This window comes from Nonomuraea maheshkhaliensis (assembly GCF_039529435.1).
Taxonomy (GTDB): domain Bacteria; phylum Actinomycetota; class Actinomycetes; order Streptosporangiales; family Streptosporangiaceae; genus Nonomuraea; species Nonomuraea maheshkhaliensis.
Map to the genome: position 1 here is coordinate 1 of NZ_BAAAMU010000028.1, position 22750 is coordinate 22750.

At 72.6% G+C, this 22750-nt stretch carries 20 protein-coding genes; 10 read left to right on the forward strand and 10 right to left on the reverse strand.

The features are described from left to right. Positions 1-420 (forward strand): zinc-binding dehydrogenase (locus ABFX54_RS20430; RefSeq protein WP_346107004.1); only part of this gene is annotated, 420 nt, incomplete at its 5' end. A 63-nt stretch (positions 421-483) separates the two neighbouring features. Here the strand turns inward: ABFX54_RS20430 and ABFX54_RS20435 are convergent. The 3 genes from ABFX54_RS20435 to ABFX54_RS20445 all read right to left on the reverse strand — a co-directional run bounded on the left by ABFX54_RS20435 (position 484) and on the right by ABFX54_RS20445 (position 2251). Beyond that, positions 484-969, reverse strand: a complete 486-nt coding sequence (locus ABFX54_RS20435) for a universal stress protein (RefSeq protein WP_346107006.1) — start codon at positions 967-969, stop codon at positions 484-486. Further along, on the reverse strand, positions 966-1184 hold the full coding sequence (locus ABFX54_RS20440; RefSeq protein ID WP_346107008.1) for a universal stress protein: 219 nt from the start codon (positions 1182-1184) through the stop codon (positions 966-968). Before ABFX54_RS20440 ends, ABFX54_RS20435 begins: the two co-directional genes overlap by 4 nt. Positions 1185-1423: 239 nt before the next feature. Continuing rightward, positions 1424-2251 carry a universal stress protein gene (locus ABFX54_RS20445; RefSeq protein ID WP_346107009.1) on the reverse strand — a complete coding sequence of 276 codons (828 nt, stop codon included), beginning with the start codon at positions 2249-2251 and terminating at the stop codon, positions 1424-1426. Between the two features lie 278 nt (positions 2252-2529). Here ABFX54_RS20445 and ABFX54_RS20450 point away from each other — a divergent pair, with 278 nt between their 5' ends. Together ABFX54_RS20450 and ABFX54_RS20455 are read left to right on the forward strand one after the other, a co-directional pair. Further along, positions 2530-3939, forward strand: a complete 1410-nt coding sequence (locus ABFX54_RS20450) for a serine hydrolase domain-containing protein (RefSeq protein WP_346107011.1) — start codon at positions 2530-2532, stop codon at positions 3937-3939. A gap of 76 nt (positions 3940-4015) precedes the next feature. Beyond that, the gene (locus tag ABFX54_RS20455; RefSeq protein WP_428834540.1) at positions 4016-5080 is read left to right on the forward strand and encodes a glycoside hydrolase family 19 protein; all 1065 of its coding nucleotides are present in this window, start codon (positions 4016-4018) and stop codon (positions 5078-5080) included. A 132-nt stretch (positions 5081-5212) separates the two neighbouring features. Here ABFX54_RS20455 and ABFX54_RS20460 read toward each other — a convergent pair whose 3' ends face one another. Continuing rightward, positions 5213-6112: a tryptophan 2,3-dioxygenase gene (locus tag ABFX54_RS20460; RefSeq protein WP_346107013.1), complete on the reverse strand. Its 900-nt coding sequence runs from the start codon at positions 6110-6112 to the stop codon at positions 5213-5215. A 167-nt stretch (positions 6113-6279) separates the two neighbouring features. Between ABFX54_RS20460 and ABFX54_RS20465 the strand changes: the two genes are divergently transcribed. Beyond that, positions 6280-6711: an Lrp/AsnC family transcriptional regulator gene (locus ABFX54_RS20465; protein ID WP_346107169.1), complete on the forward strand. Its 432-nt coding sequence runs from the start codon at positions 6280-6282 to the stop codon at positions 6709-6711. Positions 6712-6757: 46 nt separating this feature from the next. Here ABFX54_RS20465 and ABFX54_RS20470 read toward each other — a convergent pair whose 3' ends face one another. From ABFX54_RS20470 to ABFX54_RS20485, 4 genes are all read right to left on the reverse strand, one after another. Continuing rightward, a complete protein-coding gene (locus ABFX54_RS20470; protein WP_346107015.1) occupies positions 6758-7297 on the reverse strand; it encodes a DUF1062 domain-containing protein in 540 nt (179 codons plus the stop codon). A gap of 249 nt (positions 7298-7546) precedes the next feature. Next, complete coding sequence (locus tag ABFX54_RS20475) at positions 7547-8896, reverse strand: mannitol dehydrogenase family protein (RefSeq protein WP_346107017.1); 1350 nt, start codon at positions 8894-8896, stop codon at positions 7547-7549. A gap of 61 nt (positions 8897-8957) precedes the next feature. Then, entirely contained in the window at positions 8958-9731 is a 774-nt protein-coding gene (locus tag ABFX54_RS20480; RefSeq protein WP_346107019.1) for a glucosamine-6-phosphate deaminase, read from the reverse strand. Further along, positions 9728-11002: an AGE family epimerase/isomerase gene (locus ABFX54_RS20485; RefSeq protein WP_346107020.1), complete on the reverse strand. Its 1275-nt coding sequence runs from the start codon at positions 11000-11002 to the stop codon at positions 9728-9730. Before ABFX54_RS20485 ends, ABFX54_RS20480 begins: the two co-directional genes overlap by 4 nt. 124 nt (positions 11003-11126) lie before the next feature. On the opposite strand from ABFX54_RS20485, the gene ABFX54_RS20490 reads away from it, so the two are divergent. The 6 genes from ABFX54_RS20490 to ABFX54_RS20515 all read left to right on the forward strand — a co-directional run bounded on the left by ABFX54_RS20490 (position 11127) and on the right by ABFX54_RS20515 (position 17579). After that, on the forward strand, positions 11127-12116 hold the full coding sequence (locus ABFX54_RS20490; RefSeq protein ID WP_346107022.1) for a LacI family DNA-binding transcriptional regulator: 990 nt from the start codon (positions 11127-11129) through the stop codon (positions 12114-12116). A gap of 63 nt (positions 12117-12179) precedes the next feature. Then, positions 12180-12965, forward strand: coding sequence for a sugar isomerase domain-containing protein (locus ABFX54_RS20495; RefSeq protein ID WP_346107024.1), 786 nt, complete (start codon positions 12180-12182; stop codon positions 12963-12965). Next, the gene (locus tag ABFX54_RS20500; protein WP_346107026.1) at positions 12956-14206 is read left to right on the forward strand and encodes a neutral/alkaline non-lysosomal ceramidase N-terminal domain-containing protein; all 1251 of its coding nucleotides are present in this window, start codon (positions 12956-12958) and stop codon (positions 14204-14206) included. The genes ABFX54_RS20495 and ABFX54_RS20500 overlap by 10 nt, the downstream gene beginning before the upstream one ends. Further along, complete coding sequence (locus tag ABFX54_RS20505) at positions 14203-15348, forward strand: N-acetylglucosamine-6-phosphate deacetylase (protein ID WP_346107028.1); 1146 nt, start codon at positions 14203-14205, stop codon at positions 15346-15348. Before ABFX54_RS20500 ends, ABFX54_RS20505 begins: the two co-directional genes overlap by 4 nt. A 184-nt stretch (positions 15349-15532) precedes the next feature. Next, positions 15533-17023, forward strand: a complete 1491-nt coding sequence (locus tag ABFX54_RS20510; protein ID WP_346107029.1) for a sodium:solute symporter family protein — start codon at positions 15533-15535, stop codon at positions 17021-17023. A gap of 31 nt (positions 17024-17054) precedes the next feature. Further along, complete coding sequence (locus tag ABFX54_RS20515; protein ID WP_346107031.1) at positions 17055-17579, forward strand: hypothetical protein; 525 nt, start codon at positions 17055-17057, stop codon at positions 17577-17579. A gap of 747 nt (positions 17580-18326) precedes the next feature. Here the strand turns inward: ABFX54_RS20515 and ABFX54_RS20520 are convergent. Both ABFX54_RS20520 and ABFX54_RS20525 read right to left on the reverse strand, forming a co-directional pair. Continuing rightward, positions 18327-18731, reverse strand: a complete 405-nt coding sequence (locus ABFX54_RS20520) for a hypothetical protein (RefSeq protein ID WP_346107033.1) — start codon at positions 18729-18731, stop codon at positions 18327-18329. Between the two features lie 241 nt (positions 18732-18972). Then, positions 18973-22635 (reverse strand): alpha-N-acetylglucosaminidase TIM-barrel domain-containing protein, encoded by a 3663-nt coding sequence (locus tag ABFX54_RS20525; protein WP_346107035.1) that lies wholly within the window; start codon positions 22633-22635, stop codon positions 18973-18975. Between the last annotated feature and the right edge of the window lie 115 nt (positions 22636-22750).

A 22750-nucleotide genomic window follows, 5' to 3' on the forward strand; every position in this document is an offset into this window, starting at 1 on the left:
CTCGGGCTCGGCGCCGACGCGGCGCTCGACCCGGCCGACCCGGTCCTGCGCGACACGGTCGGCGATCTGACCGGCGGTCTCGGGCTGGACGCCGCCTTCGACTTCGCCGGCGCCGGCCCGGTGCGCGAGCAGGCGATACCGCTGCTCGGCAGAGGCGGGCTGCTGGTCGTGGCCGGGCTGGCCAACGAGCCGGTGGCGGTGCCGAACGACGTCGCGCTCGCGTACTTCGGCCAGTCCCTGCGCGGCAGCTACGGCTCCGCGCCCGAGCACGTGCAGCAGCTCGTCAGGCTCGCCGTGCGCGGGCGGCTCGATCTGTCCGGCTCGATCAGCGACGTGCTGCCGCTGGCGGAGGCGCCGGCCGCCCTCGACCGGCTGGCCAGGAAGGAAGGCGCCCCGATCCGCCTCGTCCTGCGCCCCTGATCCGGGCCCCGGGACGAGCCGCCGGTACGGGGCGCCAGTACGGAGTCAGACGCGGCCGCGTGGTCAGGCGCGGACCACGGCCACGGGGCAACTCGCGTGGTGGAGGACGCCGCGGCTGACCGAGCCGAGCAGCGCCGACCGTACCGCGCCGTGCCCGCGTGAGCCCACGACGAGCAGGTCGGCCTGTTCCGCCACCCTGTTCAGGGCGTCGACCGGATGTGCGGACCGCACGTCCTCGACGACCTTCACCTGCGGATGGTCGCGGGTGAGCGACTGGAGCCGGTCGCGGACGACCTGGTGCTGCGCCGTACGGACCTCGTCCATGTCGTAGACGGCCTCGGGATCGAGGGCCAGCGACGGCAACTGCCAGGCGTGCACCACCCGCAGCGTCGCGCCGCGCAGCCGGGCCTGCTCGAAGGCGTAGGCCAGGGCGGGCTCGCACTCCGGCGAGTCGTCCACCCCCGCCACGATCTCGCCGTGCTCCTGGCGGGGTTCGTCCCGTACGACCACGACCGGGCAGTGCGCCTGCCCGGCCACGTCCGTGCTCACCGAGCCCAGCAGCGCGCCGGCGAACCCACCGCGGCCGAGCTGGTGGTCAGCAGCGCGTCGGGCAGGGCGGCGTCGGGGCGCCGGCCGACCAGGTACCACGAGGTGTCCATCACGTGCACGATCCGCAAGGGCAGGCCCATCCGGGCGGCGTCGTCCGCCGCCCACTCCACGGCCGCCCGTGACGGCGCCGAGCCGTCCACTCCCACGATGATCACGGTGTCCTCCCTCTCGTCGTCTCCATCCGACCGCGTCCGGCGCTCTTGGTCCAGGGCCCAGGGCCGCTCGCCTTCGGGGCGAAGGGTTCTTTTCCGCCTGTACGCGCAAAACCCCTGCCCACGGAAGGCCCTCTGGACCGCGTTTCCGGCATGACCGGTGAATCCGGCATGCGTCTCCGAGGACGCGCGAAACGGCGAGCGCCCTCCTGCCCGCCGGGGACGGGAGGAGGGCGGGATGCCTAGCGGGGACGTACCACGGCGACCGGGCAGGTCACGTGGTGCAGCACGCCGTGGCTGACGGAGCCGAGCACCGTCGAGACCAGGCCGCTGTGCCCGCGCGAGCCGACCACCACCAGGTCCGCGGTGGCCCCTTCGGCCGCGAGGACGCTCACCGGGTGCCCGGAGACGGTCTTGTGGGCGATCTCGACGTCGGGGTTCTTCTCCCGCCACCGCGCCACGCTCTCGGCCACCGCCGCGGACTCCTCCTGGTAGACGTCCACGAGCAGGGTGTTGTACGCGGCCGCCTGCGGGGCGAAGACCGGCGTCTGCCAGGCGTGGACGGCGTGCAGCGGAACGCCCCGGACGCGCGCCTGCTCGACGGCGTACTCCATGGCCGCCTCGGAGTACGGTGACCGGTCGTAGCCGATGACCACGCGGCCGTACGACTGCGCGGGCCGGCCGTGGACGACCACGACCGGGCCGGAGGCGTGACCCGCGACGGCCGTGCTGACCGAGCCGATCACCATGCCGGTGAAGCCGCCGAGCCCCCTGCTGCCCAGGACCACGGTGTCGGCGGTGACGGACTCGCCGATCAGGACGTCGCGCACGTTGCCGGGAAGCGCCCGGGTGGCCACCTCGACGCCGGGGGCCGTCCCGCGGGCCCGGTCGGCGGCGATGGCCAGCGGGCCCGAGGGGTCGTCGGCGTCGTAGCCGTCGTAGGGGCGTTCCTCGTACACGTGCACCAGGCGCAGGCCCAGACCTCTGCGGCCGGCCTCGGCCGCCGCCCATTCCACCGCTGCGGCCGACGGCAGCGATCCGTCCACTCCTACGACGATGGGTCGGGTCATCGCGCACCTCCACTGTTCTCGGGCACTGCTCTCGGACACTGTTCTCGGGCACTGCTCTCGGACACTGCTCTCCGGCCTCTGCCTTCAGCCTCGCCCGGCACGGGCGGGCGGCGCCCGGGGACAAGGTCCCGCGCGTAAGTGCCTTTGGTCCTCAGATCCACCGGTCCGCCGGGACGGCACCAGGGCCCGGTGCCCGTACGTAGATGGCGGGTTTCCGCAGGGGAAGACGGAGGCGGACCGCAATGGTGACGGCCCCGGGGCGTGGCTAGCTTCGTCGGATGCTCATCAACGTGCTCACCGCGATCACCCTTGCCCTGAGCCCCTCCTCGCCGTCGCCGGCGTCCGTGGACGCGTTCGTCGAGCGCTACCGGGAGGCGACCGGGCTGCCTGGCGCGGCGGTCGCGATCGTCAAGGGGACGGAGGTCGTCCACGCCGCCGGGTACGGCCGCACCTCCACCGGCGAGCCGGTGACGGCGGGCACGCCCATGGCCGTCGCCTCCGTCAGCAAGTCCTTCACCTCGCTGGCCGTGATGCAACTGGTCGAGCAGGGCCGGGTCGAGCTCGACCGGCCGGTGCGCGGCTACCTGCCGGAGTTCACCATGGCCGATCCCCGTGCGGCCGCGATCACCGTACGGCAGCTGCTCGACCAGACCTCCGGCATGGCCGACACCACGTTCCGCGAGAAGAGCCTGCCCCAGCCGGAGACGCTGGAGGGCTCCGTGGCACGGCTGCGGACGGCGAAGCCGGCCGCGGCGCCGGGCGCCGTCTTCAGCTATCACAACACCAACTACCAGGTAGCCGCCCGCCTGGTCGAGGTGGTGAGCGGCGAGCCGTTCGCGTCCTACCTGCGCGCCCACGTCTTCACCCCGCTCGGCATGACCTCCAGCACCACGCTCGATCGCGAACGCGACCTGCCCGCCAGTGCGCGCGGCCATCTGGTCGTCCTCGGCCGGGCCGTCGCCCTGCCCGAGCCGACCGGGTTCGGGAACGGCTCCGGGGGTGTCGTCAGCACCGCCGGCGACATGGCCCGGTGGCTGATCGCGCAGAACGGCGGCCTCCTGACCCCCGCGAGCGTGAAGGAACTGCGCACCCCCTCCCGGGCGAACGAGAAGTACGCCCTCGGCTGGTTCCTCGGCCGGACCCCGCACGGCGCCCCCACCGTGCGCCACGGCGGCGACCTGTTCACCTCCACCGCCGACCAGCTGCTCATGCCCGGATCCGGGTACGGCGTCGCCGTCATGGCGAACACCGGCATGGCCCACGCCGACGCCCACGCCCTGATGGACGGCCTGGTCGCCCTGATCGAGGGAGACACTCCGCAGGTGCCGTCCTCGCCGCCGTACCTGCCCGTCGACCTGGCATTCCTGCTGCTGACCCTGGTGACCGCCGGCCTGGCGGTGTGCGGCGCGGCCCGCTCCCGGCGCTGGGCACGACGACGTACGGGATGGCGGCGGGCGCGGCTGGTGGTCTGGCTGGCGCCGCTCGCGCTGTGCCTGTCGGCCGCGCCGGTCTTCCGCGTGCTGGCCCGCGGCGCCGACATCATGTGGATCCAGGTGGTCTACCTCTACCCGGCGTTCATGATCTGGCTGATGACCGCCGCGGCCGCCGGCACCGTGGTGGCCGGGTCGCGGCTCTGCTGGTCCTTCGTCCTGAGCCGGGCGAGCGCACGATCGGCGGGGCGAGTCTGACTTTGGGCCTTGCGCGGTGGCAGCTCTATCGTTAATCCTTAGGAAACTTTCCTATGAGATTCGAGGAGTGGCGCACGTGCGAAGGATCCTGATCCTGCCGGCCGTCTTATCTCTGGTCTGGGGGGTGCTCGCGGTGCTGCTGCCGTCCGCGGCCAACGCCGCCGCCTGCGCGACGGCGTGGAGCGCGTCGGCGGTCTACACCGGCGGCGCGGTCGTGTCGCACAACGGGCACAACTGGTCCGCCAAGTGGTGGACCCAGAACGAGACCCCGGGCGGCGCCGACGTCTGGGCCGACCAGGGCTCCTGCTCAGGAGGCGGTGGCGGCGGGACGGCCTGCTCCTACCCGAACTGGGTGGCCGGGCAGTTCTACGCCGTCGGCAGCATCGTCCGCTACACCGACGGCAACCACTACATCGCCGTCCACGAGAACCCCGGCTACGACCCGGTGATCAGCCACTGGTACTGGGACCCCTACACCTGCTCCGGCGGCCCCACGGACCCGCCCAACCCGCCCGACCCGTCGGGGTTCGTGGTCAGCCAGGCCCAGTTCGACCAGATGTTCCCCGGCCGCAACTCCTTCTACACCTACAGCGGCCTGGTCACGGCCATGAGCGCCTTCCCCGCCTTCGCCAAGACGGGCAGTGACACCGTCAAGAAGCAGGAGGCGGCCGCGTTCCTGGCCAACGTCGGCCACGAGACCGGCGGGCTGGTGCACATCGTCGAGCAGAACACCGCGAACTACCCGCACTACTGCGATCCGAACCAGTCGTACGGGTGCCCGGCCGGGCAGGCCGCCTACTACGGCCGCGGCCCCATCCAGCTGAGCTGGAACTTCAACTACAAGGCGGCCGGCGACGCGCTCGGCCTGCCGCTGCTGACCAACCCCTGGCTGGTGCAGCAGGACGCGGCCGTGGCCTGGAAGACGGCCCTGTGGTACTGGATGACGCAGAACGGCCCCGGCACCATGACGGCCCACAACGCGATGGTCAACGGCCGCGGCTTCGGCGAGACCATCCGCAGCATCAACGGCAGCATCGAGTGCAACGGCGGCAACCCGGGCCAGGTGCAGAGCAGGGTCAACTCCTACCAGCGCTTCACGCAGCTCCTCGGGGTCTCCCCCGGCGGCAACCTCACCTGCTGAGCCCGCCGCACCTGCCTGAACCTGCCTGAAACCTGCCGAACCTGCTGACCGGTCAGGCCCGCCGGCTCGCGCGTGCGCGGGCCGGCGCTCCCCGGGCTCTGGTCGCACCCCTCACCTGCGGATACGGGCATCTCACAGGTGCGTACGGGCGGACCAGAGCTCGGGGAAGACCACCCGGGCCATGCTGCGTTCGAGCCAGGCCAGCCCGTTGGAGCCGCCGCTGCCCGGCTTGGCGCCCATCGACCGGCGCACGGCCGCGACGTGCTGGTAGCGCCAGTCCCCGAACCGCTCGGACACCTCGGCCAGCGCGTCCCCGAGCGCCCGCGGCCCATCCCCTGTCGTGCCGCCTGGTGCGTGCCCCGCCGCGTCGTCCCGGTAGACGCGCACCCAGGCCCGCTCGACCGCCTCGTGCGGCTCGTACTCCGCCCCGAAGTCCCGGCCGAGCACGGACTCCGGCAGGTCGTGGCCGTGCCGGGCGAGCAGCGCGGTGGCGGCGTCCCAGACGCTCGGCTCCTCGTACGCGCGCCGCAACTCCTCCTCCCTGGCCCCGCCCTTGAACGGCCGCAGCAGCGCCTCGCTCTTCAGCCCCAGCCGGAACTCCACCAGCCGGTACATGCCCGACTGCAGCCCCGACGCCTCCCCGAGCCGGTCGCGGAAGCTGTTGAAGTCGGCGGGCGTCATCCAGCGCAGGCCGAGCCAGCCGGCGTTCATCGCCTCCAGGTGCAGGCCGGTGCGGCGCAGCGCCGCGACCGCGTCCCGTACCCGATCGGCCCGCAGCGACTCCCTCGCGGCGAGCAGCTCGTGGGCGACGAGGTGGAAGTACAGCTCCATCACCTGGGTGATGACCAGGAACGACATCTCGCCCGGGGCGTCGGTCAGCGGCCGTTGCAGGTCGTGCAGGACGTCGGTGCGGACGTAGGCGTCGTAGGGGATCTCCCGCTCGAACTCGAGGGTCGGCAGCCCGCCGCTCGCGCGGGCCCGCTCGGCCCGCTCGGCCGCTGAGACAGGGCGTACCCGTCCTGTCGTCTTCATCGCGCCGCGCTCCCTTCATCATGCCGGCGTGTGTCGGCACCTCATGATGGTGCGGCGCTGGTGCCGTGAGGAATGCCGTCCGAACGGGCTTCGCCACTGATCGGTTCACGTTCGTCATCCATCTCGGGCATGCTGTTTCCGAACGAAAGGAGCCGCTGGTGGACGCCATGGACTGGGAGCTGCTGCGCGAACTGCAGGAGAACGCGCGGCTGTCGTTCAACGAGTTGTCGCGCCGGGTGCACCTGTCGCCGCCCGCCGTGGCCGAGCGGGTCCGGCGGCTGGAGGAGGCGGGGGTGATCACCGGCTACCACGCCACGGTGGACCCGGGGCGGGCCGGCTGGACGGTGTCCGCATTCGTGCAGCTCACCTGTTACGGGCCGACCTGCGTGCTGCGTGATCCCGAGGTGGCGACCTGGCCGGAGGTCAGGGAGATCCACCGGGTGACCGGCGACGTGTGCAGCATCCTGAAGATCGCGGTGCCGTCGATGGCGGCGTTCGAGCGGCTGATCGACCGGCTCGCCGTCTACGGCAAGCCGTCGAGCACGATGATCTTCTCCAGCCCGCTCGCCCACCGCCCGATCACCGCCGCCCCGGACTGAGGCCGGTGGGGTGGCCCGGAGAGCGTTCCGGGCCACCCCTGTCCGGTCAGTCCACGGCCATCAGGGTGAAGGTGAACCCGGTGATCACCGTACGGCGGAGCGGATTGTCGCACTTGATGCGGCGTCGCACCTCGTTCCTGCTGAGGCCGAGGCCGCGCGCGATGAGCCGGTCAGGGCGCACCGGCACCGGGTCCTCGAAGACGACCTCCACCCGCACCGGCCACGGCTCGTCGAGCCGTGGCGGCGGGGCGTCCAGCCGCCAGGACCCGCTCCAGTCCAGGGTGAAGCGGTTGCGCCTGGCGAACGCCGGATCGAGCAGCGTGGCGGCCACCAGCTCGGGATCGTTGGTGTGGTAGCGGTCGAGCCGGGCCGGTTCGACCGTCCTGACCGGCACGCGTTCGTGCACGGTGAGCTTGCTCGTCCGGTCGCAGGACACACAGCGGACCAGCAGCCACACGTCCAGCAGCTTGCCCTGCGCGTTGACCCGGAACCTGCCCTCACCGGTGGTGGCCGACTCCGACAGGCACGCGACGCAGCGCGTCGACAGCAGCGGCAGCCTGGTCCGGCGGACGACCCAGGGCAGCACGATATGAGGTTGTGAAGACATGATCTCTCAAGACCTGACACGAGGCCGGTTACGCGCGGCCTCAGACGCTGAACGACCGGGCGCACGCGGGCAGCCCGGCGGAGCCGGCCGCAGGGGCCGGCTGGAAGAGAGCGGAAGAACGTGTCAGGTCCGGCGAGCAGGCGGGGTCACGCGGTCATGTCCTTCGGTCTTCACTGTGGTGGGCCGCAGGCAACCTATGGGAACGCCGGAGCAGGGCTCAACTGGTTTTCAGCCGCGCCAGGCGTCGAAGGTGCGGAGGATGGAAGTGAGGCCGTCGGCGGTGAGCCGGCGCAGGCCGTCGGTGACCAGCTCGCGGAAGACCCGGTCCTCCCTCAGGTCGGCGCCGAAGACCTCCTCGATCGCCAGCAGGCGCTCCACGGTCGCCTCGGCGCCGGCGTCCGGGTCGCCCGTGAGCCGGTCGGCCAGGGGGTCGTCCAGCTCGCTTGCCGTCGTGACGTACCGCATCCAGCCCGCCACCGCCAGCGCGATCCAGCGGGGCTCGTGCCCGGCGGCCAGGCGCTCGCGGGCCGGGTCGAGCAGGCGTTGCGGCAGCTTCTGCGAGCCGTCGGCCGCGATCTGCGCGACGCGGTGCCGCAGGCCGGGGTTGGCGAACCTGGCCAGCAGCGACCGCTTGTATCCGGCCAGGTCGAACGTGCCGAGCCCGTGCAGGGTGGGCGTGAGGTCCTCGTCCATGAGCCCGCGCAGGTATCCGGCGAACGCGGCGTCGCCCACCGCCTCGGACACGTGCTCCGCGCCCGACAGGTAGGCGATGGCCGAGTGGCTGCCGTTGAGCAGGCGCAGCTTCATCCGCTCGTACGGCAGGACGTCCCCGACCAGCAGTGCGCCCGCCCGATCCCAGGCCGGCCGGTCGCCGGCGAAGTCGTCCTCGATCACCCACTGCGTGAACGGCTCGGTGACCACCGCGCCGAGGTCGCGCAGGCCGAGCCTGGCCTCCATGTCGTCGAGGTCGGCGGGTGTGGTCGCGGGGACGATCCGATCGACCATGCTCGCCGGGAAGGTGACGTTCTGCTCGACCCACTTCAAGAGCGGCGGCTCGCACAGCTCGGTGACGAGGGCGGCGAGGGTGGCGCCGTTGCCGGGCAGGTTGTCGCACGAGATGACGGTGAGCGGGCCGGCGTCGGCGGCGGCCCGGGCGCGCAGCCCGGCCACCAGCCGCCCGATCGCGGTGGACGGCCCCGAGACGCTGCGGTAGCCCTTCTCCGTGATGGTGAGCGTGACGACCGCCGTCTGCGGCGCGGCCAGGCGGGCGGTGAGGTCGTCGCCCGGGACCAGCACCTCGCGCACGGACCCGATCACGCGGACGCCGTCCCCGGCCCGCACGCCGTACAGGCAGTCCTGCGGGCGCAGCAGGTCGGCCACGGCGCTGCTGCGCTGGCCGGCCCCGCAGATGCCCCACCGGTCGTCGCCGGTCGCGGCCATGGCCAGCTCGGTGTAGACGGCCTGGTGGGCCCGGTGGAAGGCGCCGATGCCGAGGTGCACGACGCCGGTGGCGCGCGGCTCGGCGAGCGGGCGCGCATCGGGCGCGACCCTGGACAGGGTGGCGCGGCTGAGCCTCACTGATCGGCCCCCACGCCGGCGAACCGGTCAACCGGCGGGCGGGCGACAATCCCGGCGATCTTCACTGGTAGGCCTCCACGTCCGCGAAGAGCGTACAGGCCGGGTGGGTGCGCAGAACGGAGGCGGGGCAGCTCTCGGAGATCGGCCCGTCGAGCGCGGCGGCGAGCGCCGCCCGCTTGCTCCGGCCCGGCACGGTGGCGACCAGCGTGCGCCCGGCCATCAGGGTGGGCACGGTCAGCGTGACCGCCCGCGCGGGCACGTCGGCGAGCTCCGCGAAGCAGCCGTCGCCGACCTGCTGCCGGCGGCAGGCGTCGTCGAGCTCGACCACCTTGACGGCGAGGGGGTCGGCGAAGTCGGCCACGGGAGGGTCGTTGAAGGCCAGGTGGCCGTTGTCGCCGATGCCGAGGCAGACCAGGTCGATCGGGCCTTGGCCGAGCAGTGCGGCGTAGCGGGCGCTCTCGGCCTCCGGGTCGTCGCCGGGGTCGATCACGTGGACGGCGCCGGGGCGTACCGCGTCCCAGAGCTCTTCGCGCAGGAAGCGGCCGAAGCGCTGGGGGGCGTCGGCGGGCATGCCGATGTACTCGTCCATGTGGAAGACGGTGACCCTGGACCAGTCGATCCCACCGGCGGCGCGCAGGCCCACCAGCGTCTCGCGCTGTGAGGGCGCGGCCGCGAAGACGACCCTGGCCTCGCCGCGCGTGGCCAGGGCCGCGCGCACGGCCTCGGCCGCGGCCCGCGCCGCAGCGGCGCCCGCCGCCGCCCGGTCGCGGTAGATCCGGGCTTCGAGGTTGCCGGCGGTCCGTTCGATCACGGGGCCGGTATTGGTGGCCGTCACGATTGCTCCCCCTGTGCTCCCGATGCGTGGAGCTCGACGATCTGCATGAGGTTTCTGGCGATGTGGTACGGATCCTTGACCGGCAGGGCGACGACCTCGTCGAGCGGCGCACCGGTCCGGTCCCTGATCTGGATCCACTCCTCGCCCTCGGCCCCGCCGGGGAAGGTGCGCAGCGTGTAGTCCCAGACGCGCTCGAACCAGCCGGCCGCCTCCCGGTCGCCGTAGCGCTCGGCCGCCAGGCGGGTGGCGTAGGCGGCCTCGGTGTGGACCCACCACAGTTTGGTGGACCAGGTCCGCCTGACCAGGTCCTCGTACGGACCCCCATAAGGCCGGCCGGAGACGTCCACGTAGCGGAACAGCCCGCCGTGCTCGTCGTCCCACCCGGACCGGCACAATGCGGACACGGAGGCGAGCAGGCCGGCGTGATCATCGGTCTCGCCGAGCAGGTCGCCGGCCTCCAGCGCCATCCAGATCCCCTCCAGCGCGTGGCCGGGGGTGCGGTGCCGGGCGAGGAGCGTGTCGCGCGAGCCGGGATCGGGCACGAACGTCTCGGTGAACAGCCCGCCGTCCTCCCGGTGCGCGAGCATGGCCCGGCGCGCGGCCCGCAGCTCACCCAGACCGAACTCCCCGCCGGGCACGGCCAGGTGCGCGCGGGCCTGGTCGAGCCGGGCGTTCAGCACGATCATGCGCGCGCCGAACCCCGAACATCCCGGCGGCAGCGGGTACGGCGGCGTCGGCGGGTCGCCCGCGGCCACGTCGTCCGCGACCCGCCGCACGATCCGGTCGATCACGGGCAGGTGCTCGGGCGAGCCGGTGTGCACGGTGAGCTCGGACAGCCCCATGGCGACGAAGGCGTCGGCGTAGACGCTGCGCCGCGCGGGCGGTGGCGCCCCGTCCTCGCCGGGCGCGGGCCCGCCCCGCTCGTCCAGGACGTACGCGCAACTGCCGTCGGGACGGACGGCGTGATCGAGCAGGAAGGACGCGCCGCGTTCGGCGTGCCGGGCGAGGGCGGCGGCGTCGGCGGTGAGCAGGCCGGGCCCGGCGAGCCGGGCGGCGCGGGCCAGCAGCCACACGAACCGGCCCTGCGACCAGGTGAACTTGTCCGTGGACAGGCGGCGCCGGCCCCGGTTGTCGAAGCACGTGTAGAACCCGCCGTGCTCGGTGTCGATGCCGCGTTCGAGCCAGAAGGGGAGGATGACGTTTTCGAGTTGCTCGCGGGCGACCCGCTCCGGCTGCTCCGAACCCGTCTCCGAACCTGTCTCGGAATCCATACCTTCCTTTCCGCCTCCGCCGGGCCTGCTCGTACTGCGGAATAATGAAAGCGATTGCATGGATTCTGGCTTCGCTAGAGTACTCCGGTCAAGCCGGGTCGAGCCCACCCCCGAGGAGCGTGCCGTGAGCAAGCCGACGATCTACTCGATCGCCCAGCGGTGCGGCGTCTCCGCCGCCACGGTCTCGCGCGCCTTCAACCGCCCCGAGCTGGTCAGCGCCCCGGTCAGGGAGCAGATCATGGCCGCCGCCCGCGAGCTGGGCTACCAGCCGAGCTCCGCCGCGCGCGGCCTGGTCACCGGGCGGGCCGAGATGATCGGGCTGGTCGTGCCCGACATCACCAACCCGTTCTTCCCGCTGCTCGTCCGCGCGATCCAGCGCACCGCCGAGCGGATGGGCAGCTCGGTCATGCTGATCGACGCCGAGGAGAGCGCGGCGGCGGAGGTGCGTCACGTCGCCCAGCTGCGCAGCCGGGTCGACGGGGTGATCGTGGCCTCGCCGCGCGCGTCGTCGGCGGCGCTGCGCGAGGCCGCGCGGGGCCTGCCGTGCGTGCTGCTCAACCGGCCGCTGCGCGAGCTGTCCTCGGTGATCTGCGACAACACCAGCGCGCTGTTCGACGCGGGCGAGCATCTGCACAAGCACGGCCACCGCTCGTTCGCGCTGCTCGCGGGGCCGAGCGCGTCGTGGGCGGCGGGGCGGCGCTCGCAGGCGATCCGCAGGTGGGCGCGGGGGCGCGGGGTGGAGCTGACCGAGCTGGGCCCGTTCAGGGCGACGTTCAAGGGCGGCAGGCAGGCCGGCGCCGCACTCCTCGAAACCGGCGCCACCGCCGCCTTCGCCTTCGACGACCTGACCGCGTGCGGGGTGCTCGCCGAGCTGGCCGGCCGGGGCGTCTCCGTGCCCGGGGAGCGCAGCGTGGTCGGGTGCGACGACGTGCTGCTCGCCAGGACCGTGACGCCGAGCCTGACCACGGTGACCGCGCCGATGGACGATCTCGGGGCGACCGCCGTACAGGTCCTGACCAGGCAGATCGAGACGCCGGGCGGCCCGGCCGAGCACGTCGCCCTGCCCGGCGTGTTCGTCGCGCGCGACTCCACGGGGCCGCGTTCCGCCTCTTGACCGGGCTCCGGTCTTGGTCTTGAATGCCTGCAATCGCTTTCATCGGTCATGAGGAGCCTGCAGGTGCAAAACGGACGGCACGTGCCGCTCATGCGGACGTACGCCGAACAGGTCGCCCGCCTGATCGGCCGGATCGAGACCGAGGAGGCCGGCGCCGTCGCGGCGGCGGCGACGCTCATCGCCGACCACCTCGCCCGGCGCGCCGGCGACGGGGAGCGCCTGATCTACGTCTACGGCCCCGGAGGGCACTCGAACCTGGCCGCGCAGGAGGTGTTCTTCCGCGCCGGCGGCCTGGTGAACGTCAGCGCGATCCTCGACGAGGGCACGCTGCTGTCCGGCGGCGCGCTGCGCTCGATGGCGATCGAACGCACCCCCGGCTACGGCCGCGTGGTCATCGAGGACAACCGGCTCGGCGCTGGCGACCTGCTGGTCCTGGTGAACGCGTACGGCATCAACGCCGCGCTCATCGACGCGGCCCTGACCGCCCGCGAACGCGGCGTCACCCTCATCGGCGTCTCCTCCAGGGAGCACGCCGACCGCACCGCGCCCGATCATCCGGCCAGGCATCCGACCGGGCGTAATCTGCACGACCTGGTGGACCTGCACATCGACACGAAGGTGCCGGTCGGTGACGCCGTGCTGGAGATCGAAGGGGTGCCGGAGCGGGTGGGCGCGATCTCGACATTCGCCAACGCGTACGCGCTCAACGTGCTCATGGCGGCGGCCGTCGCCGAACTGGCCGGGCGCGGCGTCGTCCCCGAGATCTGGCGCAGCGGGAACGCGCCGGGCGGCGACGAGCGCAACGCTCTCTTCCAGGACCGCTTCAGGGGGCGGGTGCGATGGCTGTGACGCTGCTGGCCGGGGCCGCGGTCGCGGATCTCACGCCGCCTGTCGGCGGCTCGCTCGCCGGGTACGCCGCCCGGCTGTCCCCGTCCGCCACCGTGCACGATCCGCTGCTGGCCGCCGCCGTGGCGGTCACCGACGGCGCCGCCACGTCCGTCGTGATCTGCGCCGACCTCATCGCGCTCGACCCCGCCACCGTGCGGAGCGTCGCCGCCGAGGTGCACGAGCGCACCGGGATCCCCTCCGAAGCGGTGGCCGTGGCGGTCACGCACACGCACGCCGGGCCCGCCGTGACCAGGGGCGGCATCGGCGGCGTGGCCGACCCCGCGTACGTCGCGCACGCCCGCGTGCGGATGGCCGACGCCGGGGCCGCGGCGCTCGACGCGCTGACGCCCGCGGTGCTGCGCCGGGGCCACGGCACGCTGCACGGCGTCGCGCACAACCGGCGTGGCGGGGCCCTCACCGACCCGGCGGTCCCGGTCGTCCGGCTGGAGCGCGCGAACGGCGAACCCATCGCCACGGTGTTCTCCCACGCCTGCCACCCGGTGACGCTCGGCCCCGACAACCTGAGCGTCACCGCGGACTGGCCCGGGTACGCGCGGCGGCACGTCGAGTCCGCGATCGGCGGCGTGGCCCTGTTCCTCCAGGGTTGCTGCGGTCAGCTCAACACCGGGCACGCCGCGGTCGACAGCCTGCGGCCTGGCGCCGGGCCGCTGCCTGGGCGTACGTTCGAGGCGGCGCGCGAGAACGGGACCCTGGTCGGGCAGGCCGTCCTCGACGCCGGGACGCGGGCGGTCACGGGCCCGGTGTCGGTGGCCGCCGCCCCCGTCACTCTGCCCGTCGGTGAGCCCCTTGCCGCTGACGAGCTGCGTACGCTGGCCGGCGAACCCGGCGGGATCTGGGCCGGCTGGGCCCGCGCCCAGCTCCGCGACCCGGGCCTCTCGTCTGTCGAGGTCCAGGTGGCGGTGCACCGGTGGGCCGGTGAGCCGCTGGTCTTCCTGCCTGGCGAGCCCTTCGTCGAGTTCGCCCTGGAACTGCGCGCCGCCGCCGGCGACCCCGGGCTGCTGGTCGCCGGGTACACCGGCGGCGTGCCCGGCTACCTGCCCTACCCGGAGCCGCACTACGCGGCCGGCGGGTACGAGATCGAGGAGGCCCACCGGGCCTACGGGCTGCGGGCCGCGTTCACGCCCGAGGCCGGCCGCCTGGTCATGGCCGCGGCCAGGGGACTGCTCGGGGTGGCGGGATGAGCGTCGGGCGTTCCACCCAGGTGGCGGGCAGGCTTGCGGACGGGCGGGCCGTGCGGGTCGAGCTGGACGGGGCGCGGATCGCCGCCGTCACCGACGTCGGCGGCGCGCCCGATGCGCTCATCCTCCCCGGTCTGGTGGACCTCCAGGTCAACGGGTACGGCGGGCTCGACTTCAACGCCCCCGACCTGTCCACCGGCGACGTGTCCGACCTCGTACGCGAGCTGTGGCGGCGCGGCACCACGACCCTGTGCCCCACGATCATCACCGCCCCCGAAGCCGCCATCGTGCGCAACCTGCGCGTGATCGCGGCGGCCCGCGCGGCCGATCCGCTGGTCCGGCACGCCGTCCCCGCCGTGCACGTGGAAGGCCCGTACCTGGCGGCCGAGGACGGCCCGCGCGGCGCGCACGAAGCGGCGCACCTGCGCGATCCCGACCCGGCCGAGTTCGGGCGCTGGCAGGAGGCGGCCGGCGGGCTGGTGCGGATCGTTACGCTGGCCCCCGAACGGCCCGGCGCCGCCGCGTACATCGCCGGCCTCGCCCGGCAGGGCGTCATCGCCTCCATCGGGCACACCGCGGCCACCCCCGCCGACATCGAGGCGGCCGTACGGGCGGGCGCGCGCCTCTCCACCCACCTGGGCAATGGCGCCCACACCATGATCCGCAGGCATCCCAACCACCTCTGGGCGCAGCTGGCCGAGGACCGGCTCGCCGCCACGTTCATCGCGGACGGACACCACCTGCCCGCCGACACCCTCACTGTGATGCTGCGCGCCAAGGGCGCCGGCCGTTCGCTGCTGGTCAGTGACTCCGTCGCGATGGCCGGGCGCCCGCCCGGCGACTACACGACCCCGGTCGGCGGGCGGGTCACCGTGCGGGACGACGGCCGGGTGACGCTGCCCGGCGGCGAACTGCTCGCCGGGTCGGGCAGCTCACTGTTCGAGTGCCTGTCCTGGGCGGCCACCCGAACCGAGCTGGATCTCTCCACCGCCGTACGCCTGGCCTCGGCGAACCCGTCCCGGCTGCTCGGCCTCGACCGGGGCCGGGTCGAGACCGGCGCGCCCGCCGACCTGATCGTCACCGCCCCCGACCTGTCCTCCGTCCTGCGCACCTTCGTGAACGGCGTCCCCGTCCACACCTCCTGACCTGCCCCTTTCCCTCTCGCCATCCGCCATCGCACCGTTCCCCATCCGCACCGCTCCCCATCCACCACCGCACCGCTTCCCCATCCGCACCCGTAACGCTCGGCGCCCGCACATCTCGGACCGCTCCCTTACCGACATTGCGCGCTTCCCGTACCGCTCCCCCACCCCCGATCTGGGAGATCTCATGGGCTTTCTCGACTGGCTAGTGATCTGCGGCTACTTCGTCGTGATGATCGCCATCGGCATCTGGGCGAAATCCCGCATCCGCGACGCCCGGGACTTCTTCACCGCCGGCGGCAGAATGCCCTGGTGGCTGTCCGGCATCTCCCATCACATGTCGGGGTACAGCTCAGCGGTCTTCGTCGGGTACGCGGCCATCGCGTACACCGCCGGTTTCACCCTGTACGTCTGGTGGGCGATCGGCATCACGTTCGCCATGGTCGTCGGATCGTTCCTGTTCGCGCCGCGCTGGCCCCGGCTGCGGCAGCGGCTCGGGATCATCTCGCCGCTGGAATACCTGGCCACCCGCTACAACGTGCCGGCGCAGCAGGTGCTGGCGTGGAGCGGCACCGCGCTCAAGGTCTTCGACGTGGGCGCCAAGTGGGCCGCGACCGCGCTGCTGCTGCAGGTGTTCGCGGGCGTGCCGATCGCCTGGGGCGTCCTGCTCACCGGCGGGGTCACGCTGATCTACTCGACGATCGGCGGGCTGTGGGCCGACGCGCTCACCGACCTCGGCCAGTTCGTCATCCAGCTCGTCGCCGGGATCACCATGTTCGTCGCGGTGCTCGCCCAGCTCGGCGGGGTGTCGGCGATCTGGACGCTGTGGGACCGGCTGCCCGAGGGGCACGGCCAGCCGTTCAACGACAAGTACACCGTGGGCTTCGTCCTGGTCTACCTGCTGATCAACACGCTGTCGTACAACGGCGGGACCTGGAACCTGGCCCAGCGCTTCATCGCCGCGCCCACCGGCGCTTCCGCCAGGCGCGCCGCGCTGTTCTCCGCGGCGCTGTACCTCTTCTGGCCGCTCGTGCTGTTCTTCCCCATGTGGGCGGCGCCGGTCCTGCTGCCCGGCCTGTCCGAGCCCGACCAGTCGTACGCGCTGCTGACCCAGCAGCTGCTGCCGGGCGGGCTCATCGGCCTGGTGCTCGCCGGAATGTTCGCGCACACGATGGCGATGACGTCGTCCGACGCCAACGCGATCTCCTCGGTCGTGATCAGGGACATCATCCCGTCGGTGTGGAAGCGGGCGAGCCGGCTCTCGTCCCAGTCCGAGCTGCTGGCCGGCCGCGTGTCGACGTTCCTGTTCATCGCGCTGTCGATGGGCATCGCGCTCACCGCGGACAGCTTCGGCGGCGTGCTGGGTCTGCTGATCCTCTGGTTCGGCGCGCTGGTCGGGCCGATCGCCATCCCGATGCTGCTCGGCATGCTGCCGGCGTTCCGCCGCTGCGGCCCGGCGGCCGCGATCGGGTCGTGGGCGGCGGGGCTGGTGGTGTTCGCCCTGGTGAAGTACGTCTTCCCGGGGCAGAGCCAGACCGTCGAGGTGGCGGCGCCGGTGCTGACCTCGCTGGCGGTGTTCGTCCTCCTCGGCCTCGCCGCCCCTGTCCGCGACCCCGAGGCCGACGCCCTGATCGGCTCCCTGAACACCGAACAGCCGGAGACCGCCGGGACCACCTGATTTGTCGTACCCAGGGCGTACCGTGCCGTCCATGACGAATGCGCATGCGCCGCTCGACGGCGAGCGATGGCAGCCTGGAGACCTCGTCGTCGACGCCGACGGCGCTCTGTTCACGCGCGCCGGCGCCGGTGAGGATGCTGAACGAGGTCTGCCGTGGGGGCGTCCGGCCGAGATGACGCGCCGGGATGACGGTGGCGTTCATGTGCCCGAAGGCGTGGTGGCGGAGTCGGTGCCCGTCCGGCCGCTCACGCTGTTGCTCCGTGACGGGCGGCCGGCTCTGCCCGCCGTACCGGCCGATCCGGCGGCGGTCCTGGGCACGCAGGCGCGGCAGACCGCGACCGCGGCGGGCGTCGGCGGTCTGTTCCTGGCCGCCACCGCCTTCGACCCCGACGGCGGAGGCGACACCAGGGCGGCCAAGCTGCGCGCGGAGCTGCTTGATCATGTCGTGGTGGTGGACAACGCGGAGGAGCTCGCGGCGATGTTCGGCGGTGTGGCGGACGGTCTCTTGGTGGCGTTGGCGGATTGGCATGCGCGCAGTGTCGGGGAGAGCGCCTGAGTGCTGCCGTGACCTGCCGGTTTACGAGGGGCGGGCAAGTCGCAGGAATTGTCGGTGGCATCCGGGACAGTTAGGGGTATGACCGAGTCCCCAGTGAGCCATGTCGTGACCGACCCCGCCAGTGCCGATCCGCCGCGTGCGGCCGCACCGGACGGGGGTGGAAGCCGTCCGCCCGAGGTGGTGAGTGAGCCGGACGGGGCGAGCCGCCGTCCGTATGAGACCGCAGGAATGAACCCTGCGGAGTCGGATGGAGTGAGAGACCGTTCGCCCGAAACCGTGGGAAGGGCTCCGGCGGTGGTGGGTCGTTCACCCGAGACGGCGGGAAGGGTTTCCGAGGAAGCCGAGCAACCGCTCACCTGTCCGCGCTGCCAAGGCGTGATCGTCGGTGCGCAGACCTCCGCCTATACGACCGCCCGTGCGCGTCTGATCGTCACCAACGGATATTGCCAGGGCGACTGTGCGGGGCGCGATGCTTGACGCGCGAAGCGGCGGCGGGAGGTGAGGCGCCCTCCCGATGATCAGGGGCGGCGCGGGCGCCCGGTCAGGTGCCAGGGTCCGCACCCAGGCGCGCGATCAGGTGGCGGGGCCCGCATCCGAGCATGCGGTCAGGTGGCGGTGGACCCGCGCCGGCGGGCCCGGTCCAGTGATGTGACCGGCCCTCGGCCGGGCATGCGGTCGGGTGGCGGTGGGCCCGCGCCGGAGGGGCCCGTCAGGTGACGATACGCCGGTCCGCGGCCGAGCGTGCGGTCAGGTGGTGGTGGGTCCGCGGCCGAGCGTGCGGTCGGGTGACGCCGGGCCTCGGCCGAGGGTGCGGTCGAGGGAGATGCGGGTGAGCCAGCCCAGGCCGGCCGTGAAGAGGGGTGGCCACACGATCGGGCCGAAGCTGTAGGCGATCAGCACCGCGAGCGGGATCCACACCCGGTTCACGGCCTGGTGCAGCACGCCCGGCGGGCGGACGCCGGCGAGCCGGGTCAGGTCGGGGAACGCGAAGAACAGCAGCGCGGCGGCTGTGGTCGGCAGGCCGTACTTCTGGCTCTCGAAGACGGCGAACGCGGCGAGGAAGAGCGTGAGAGCGCCCCAGGCGATCCGCCTGACCACGCCGCCCACACCGGGAGTGGGTGAGGACGCCGCCTCGGAGGGTTCGGTGGTCACGGGTACAAAGTACCGCCAAGGACGATCATATGGCCGAGGTGCTGTGAGAGCCGATCCCGCGCACGGCGAACCAGTGGGCCCGATCACACGCACGCCGTACCAGCGGGGCATTGCACACGACCGGCGTACCAGAAGGTCCGATCCCGCGCACGCCCGTATCAGCGGAGCCGATCACGCGACCGGGGCCGGCGCCCCCGCCCGGATGACCCGGAGCAGGAGACGCCGGCCCGACGGGAGTGTGTCAGGGAGCCGGGGTGCCGTAGACGCTGACTTCGGTGAGGTGGAAGGAGAGGTTGGCGGTGTTGTGGGTGCCGACGATCCGGACGTACCGGGCCCTGGCCTCGGTGATCATGGTGTCGCCGGCGTCGGTCGCGGCGCGGGGGCCCCGCCGGCCGCCGAGGGTGTACCAGGTGGTGCCGTCGAGGCTGCCCTCCAGTCGGTACTCGTAGAAACGTCCGCCGCTGACGTAGTTGCGTACGTTGATGCGTGAAATGTCGTCGATCTCCCCAAGATCGACCTGCCACCAGGTGGTGTCCCAGTTCATCTGGGAAGCGAAGTACGGGGAGTTGGCGCGGTTGCCGTCGTTGGCGTGAGCGGGGCCGCGGTTCGGCTCCGAGCTCAGTGCCGTGGTCGGTTTGCGGGGGCTGCGCAGGGTGTCGGCGGAACTGTCCCGCGCAGTGGACGGAGCCGAGACGGGTTCGGTCAGGACCGCGATGGCCTGACCGCCGGTGTGCCGGTTGGCGGCGCTGACGAACACCCCGGCGTCGAGCGCGGCCACCCCCGCACCCGGGACGACGCCCGATCCGACCACCGTCCAGTTCTGGCCGTCGGTGCCGCAGGAGCCGGTGAGCCGGTCGCCCGACCTGCCGATGCGCACCCGTACGGGCGGCGTGAACCCGCCCGCCTCCGCGCTGGAGTCGAGCCGCCCGTCACCGTCGGAATCCCAGCTGAACAGGCAGCCGTGACCTGGGGTGACGGCGATGTTGGCGTACCCGGTGGCTCCCGGGGTGGCCAGGTCGTCGCTCACCACCAGCCCGGAGCGGGTGTACTCGGCGGCGCCGTCCTGGACGAGCACCGTGCTCTGGAGCTGCTGCCCGTCGGCCAGGACGTCCGGGCGGTAGGCGGCGGCCAGTTCGTCGGTCTCCCGCCACAGGTCCGCGCCGCCCGCCGCGATGGCCACCGCGTCGCCGGTGGTGGGGGCGAACTCGGCCTGCGTGTTGCTCATCGTCCGATATGAGGAGGGTACGGTGCCGGCGATGAGCAGGCTGGTCGAGGCCGTGTCCCGCCGGCTCTCGCCGGATCGCCGTTCGCCTCCGTCAGCTTGCTGTTCGCCTCCGCCGGATTGACGGTCGTCCGCGTCGGATCGACGGTCGCTCGCGGCCGATCGCCACTCGGCGGTGACGTTCAGCCGCGGGGTCGTGCCCGCGGTCTCGGCGGCGGGCACGGTGACCGTCCAGGTCGCGGTGAATGTGCCGCCGGGAGCGACGCGATCGGCCCGCACCGGAGAGGTGGCCCGCACCCGGTATCCCCGGGGAGCGTCGAGCCCGAGCGTGACCCGCCCGGTGGGCCGCAGCGTGCCGGCGTTGCCGAACACCGCCGTCACCCGCACGCTCTCACCCGCCTTGACCCCTCTGCGGTCGGCAGCGACGCTCACCGCGCCCTCGGGGATCGCGGCCACCTCGCTCGCCAGGGCGTAGGCGTCGCCGCGCGGCTCGGCGGCGAGCCTGGTGCCGGCTCTGGACCAGTCCTCGGCCACGGCCCGCCAGTCGATCGGCTCCGGGTATTCCGCCTCCGAGCGCAGCGCCGCCTTCAGGCTGTCGAAGAAGAGCTGCCAGCGTTTCGCGTAGTACTGCCCGACCAGGCCGTTCATCTCCCTGCGGGCGTAATCCTGCAGATCGGAGCCGGCCGCCCAGAGCGTCACCAGCGACTTGAGGTTGTAGTCCAGGGTCGCCGCCTCGGCCGGGGTCGCGGCCTGGCGGCGGGCCTCCTGCTGCCACGTACCGAGCAGGAAGTTCTCGTCTGTGCCCAGGAGCCGGTCCATCAGCCGCATGCCGTCCAGCCACTGGCCGGTGAGGCGTTCGAAACGGTCGAGATCTTTGGCCCGGTAGGCGGCGCGGATCTCGGGCAGCCGCAGCCTGCTGTGGTTGGCCAGCACCTGCCGGGCGACGTCCACGAGGTCGTAGCGGTAGGCGCCCGAGCCGCGCAGGCGCCGGTCGACCTGGAGCAGCTCGTCGAGGGCCCGGTCGAAGGCGGCGATGTCGTACTGCAGGGGGTAGCCGGTGTTCGCCAGGCCGGGCTGGTCGTCGTACAGGCCGGTGACGTGGCGGGTGTCGGCGGTGGCGGGCCAGCTGTAGACGGTGTCGAGCAGGATCCGCCAGGCCGCCTTGGCGTGCGGGTCGTCGCGGCCGTACCGGGCGGTGGCGTAGTCGTCGAACCAGCGCGCCATGTCCGCCCGGCCGTCCTGCCACGGCAGGTCGGTGAAGAACGCGAGCGCGGCCGGGTTGTTGTCGATCGCCTCCGGCATCAGCGCGATGCCGTTCATGGCCGTGCCCTGCCTCTCCCGCCAGGCGTGGAACTTCTCGTTCCACACCGTGAGCCGGGCGCCGAGGTTGACGTGCCCGCCGAAGTTCCAGATGGTGCCGAACGCGTACCCGGTGCCGAAGAAGTCCTTGTCGCGGTCGGTGATGCCGGACTCCTCGCTGATGCCGTCGACGATGAACATCTTGCCCCGGTCGATGGCCTGGAGCGTCGCGGGCAGCGGGTTGTTCTGCCAGCCCAGGATCGCCCAGAGGGCGTCGGGGTGTGCGGTGTTCAGGGCGCGCTGCACCGCCTGCGAGGCCCGCGCGACGTCGACCTTGCCGGCCGTGCCGCCCTCGTGCAGCAGGTCCATCTTGTACATGGTGCTGTCGCCGAACAGCTCGCGCTGCACCCGGTAGAACGTGGCCGCGACGCGTTCGAAGATCGGGTCGGTCGGGTCGAGCCAGTGGGGGCGTTCGAGCTTGTTCCAGGTGCCCTGCGGGACGGTGTTGGCGGCCGGGTTGTGCGCCTTGAAGTCGGTCGGCACCGTGCCGAAGTAGCCGGGCAGCACGGGCACCATGCCCAGCGAACGCAGCCGGTCGGCCATCTTGCGGCCGAGGTCGATCCGCTGGTCGATGAGGTGCTGGGAGACGGGGCCGTCGGTGCAGCACATGTTCTGCAGCAGCCACCAGGCCTGGTGGCCCGGCTGCGGGATCCAGGCCCGCATCTCCTCGTCGGTGTAGCCGAACTCGGTGAACGTGCGCTGGTAGACCGCCTCCTGGCCCTCGTACACGAGCACCTCGTTGATGCCGTGCAGCGCGAGCACGTCGATCCGCCGCTGCCACTCCTGCCAGCTCAGGTACGGTCCCGCGTAGCCCTGATTCGTGTCGTTGAGCGCGAAGCGGTGATCCACCGAGGAGTCCCTGGCCAGGCGGGACCCGGGCAGCGGGAGGCGGTGGGGCAGGTCGGTCTGGGAGCCGTTGATCGCGATGTCGGCGTGGGCCACGTGGCGCAGGTAGTAGCCGAAGCCGGTGAGCTGGACGGCCGGGGTGGTGCCGGCGACGACGAGACGGCCGCGCTCGGCGTACACCTCGAACCGGTCCCTGCCCGTGCCCTTGTCGATCGTGCGCAGGGTGACCTGGGCGGCGCGCGGGGCGCCGATGAGCCGTTCGAGGGCCTGGGCCGCCGGGCCCTCTGAGCCGCCGGGGCGTTCGGAGGAGGCTGGGGGCGAGGTGGGAGGCGAGATGGAGGACGCGGGTGTGCCGGCGACGGCGGCCGGTTGGAAGGCGAACGGGGCGGCGAGCGTCGTCAGCAGAACGGCGAGTGCTGCCGCCAGACGGGGTCGTAAGCGGAATGAGGGACTCTGTGGGGGGCGGGAGTGGGGCATGATGACGGCCACCTCCGGTACGGAAAAGCCCAATATGTAAGGACTTTTCGTAAGATCGCTGCGAAAATATACTCCGGCTGCGGTCCGCCCGAGGTCAAGGTCTGTGCCGAAACGG

Bases quoted from the DNA above. Each gene is read 5' to 3' on its own strand.
- ABFX54_RS20500 (WP_346107026.1), top strand. From the start codon at position 12,956: ATGGCTGTGACGCTGCTGGCCGGGGCCGCGGTCGCGGATCTCACGCCG.
- ABFX54_RS20505 (WP_346107028.1), top strand. From the start codon at position 14,203: ATGAGCGTCGGGCGTTCCACCCAGGTGGCGGGCAGGCTTGCGGACGGG.
- ABFX54_RS20450 (WP_346107011.1), top strand. From the start codon at position 2,530: ATGCTCATCAACGTGCTCACCGCGATCACCCTTGCCCTGAGCCCCTCC.
- ABFX54_RS20510 (WP_346107029.1), top strand. From the start codon at position 15,533: ATGGGCTTTCTCGACTGGCTAGTGATCTGCGGCTACTTCGTCGTGATG.
- ABFX54_RS20515 (WP_346107031.1), top strand. From the start codon at position 17,055: ATGACGAATGCGCATGCGCCGCTCGACGGCGAGCGATGGCAGCCTGGA.
- ABFX54_RS20445 (WP_346107009.1), bottom strand. From the start codon at position 2,251: ATGACCCGACCCATCGTCGTAGGAGTGGACGGATCGCTGCCGTCGGCC.
- ABFX54_RS20465 (WP_346107169.1), top strand. From the start codon at position 6,280: ATGGACTGGGAGCTGCTGCGCGAACTGCAGGAGAACGCGCGGCTGTCG.
- ABFX54_RS20525 (WP_346107035.1), bottom strand. From the start codon at position 22,635: ATGCCCCACTCCCGCCCCCCACAGAGTCCCTCATTCCGCTTACGACCC.
- ABFX54_RS20485 (WP_346107020.1), bottom strand. From the start codon at position 11,002: ATGGATTCCGAGACAGGTTCGGAGACGGGTTCGGAGCAGCCGGAGCGG.
- ABFX54_RS20460 (WP_346107013.1), bottom strand. From the start codon at position 6,112: ATGAAGACGACAGGACGGGTACGCCCTGTCTCAGCGGCCGAGCGGGCC.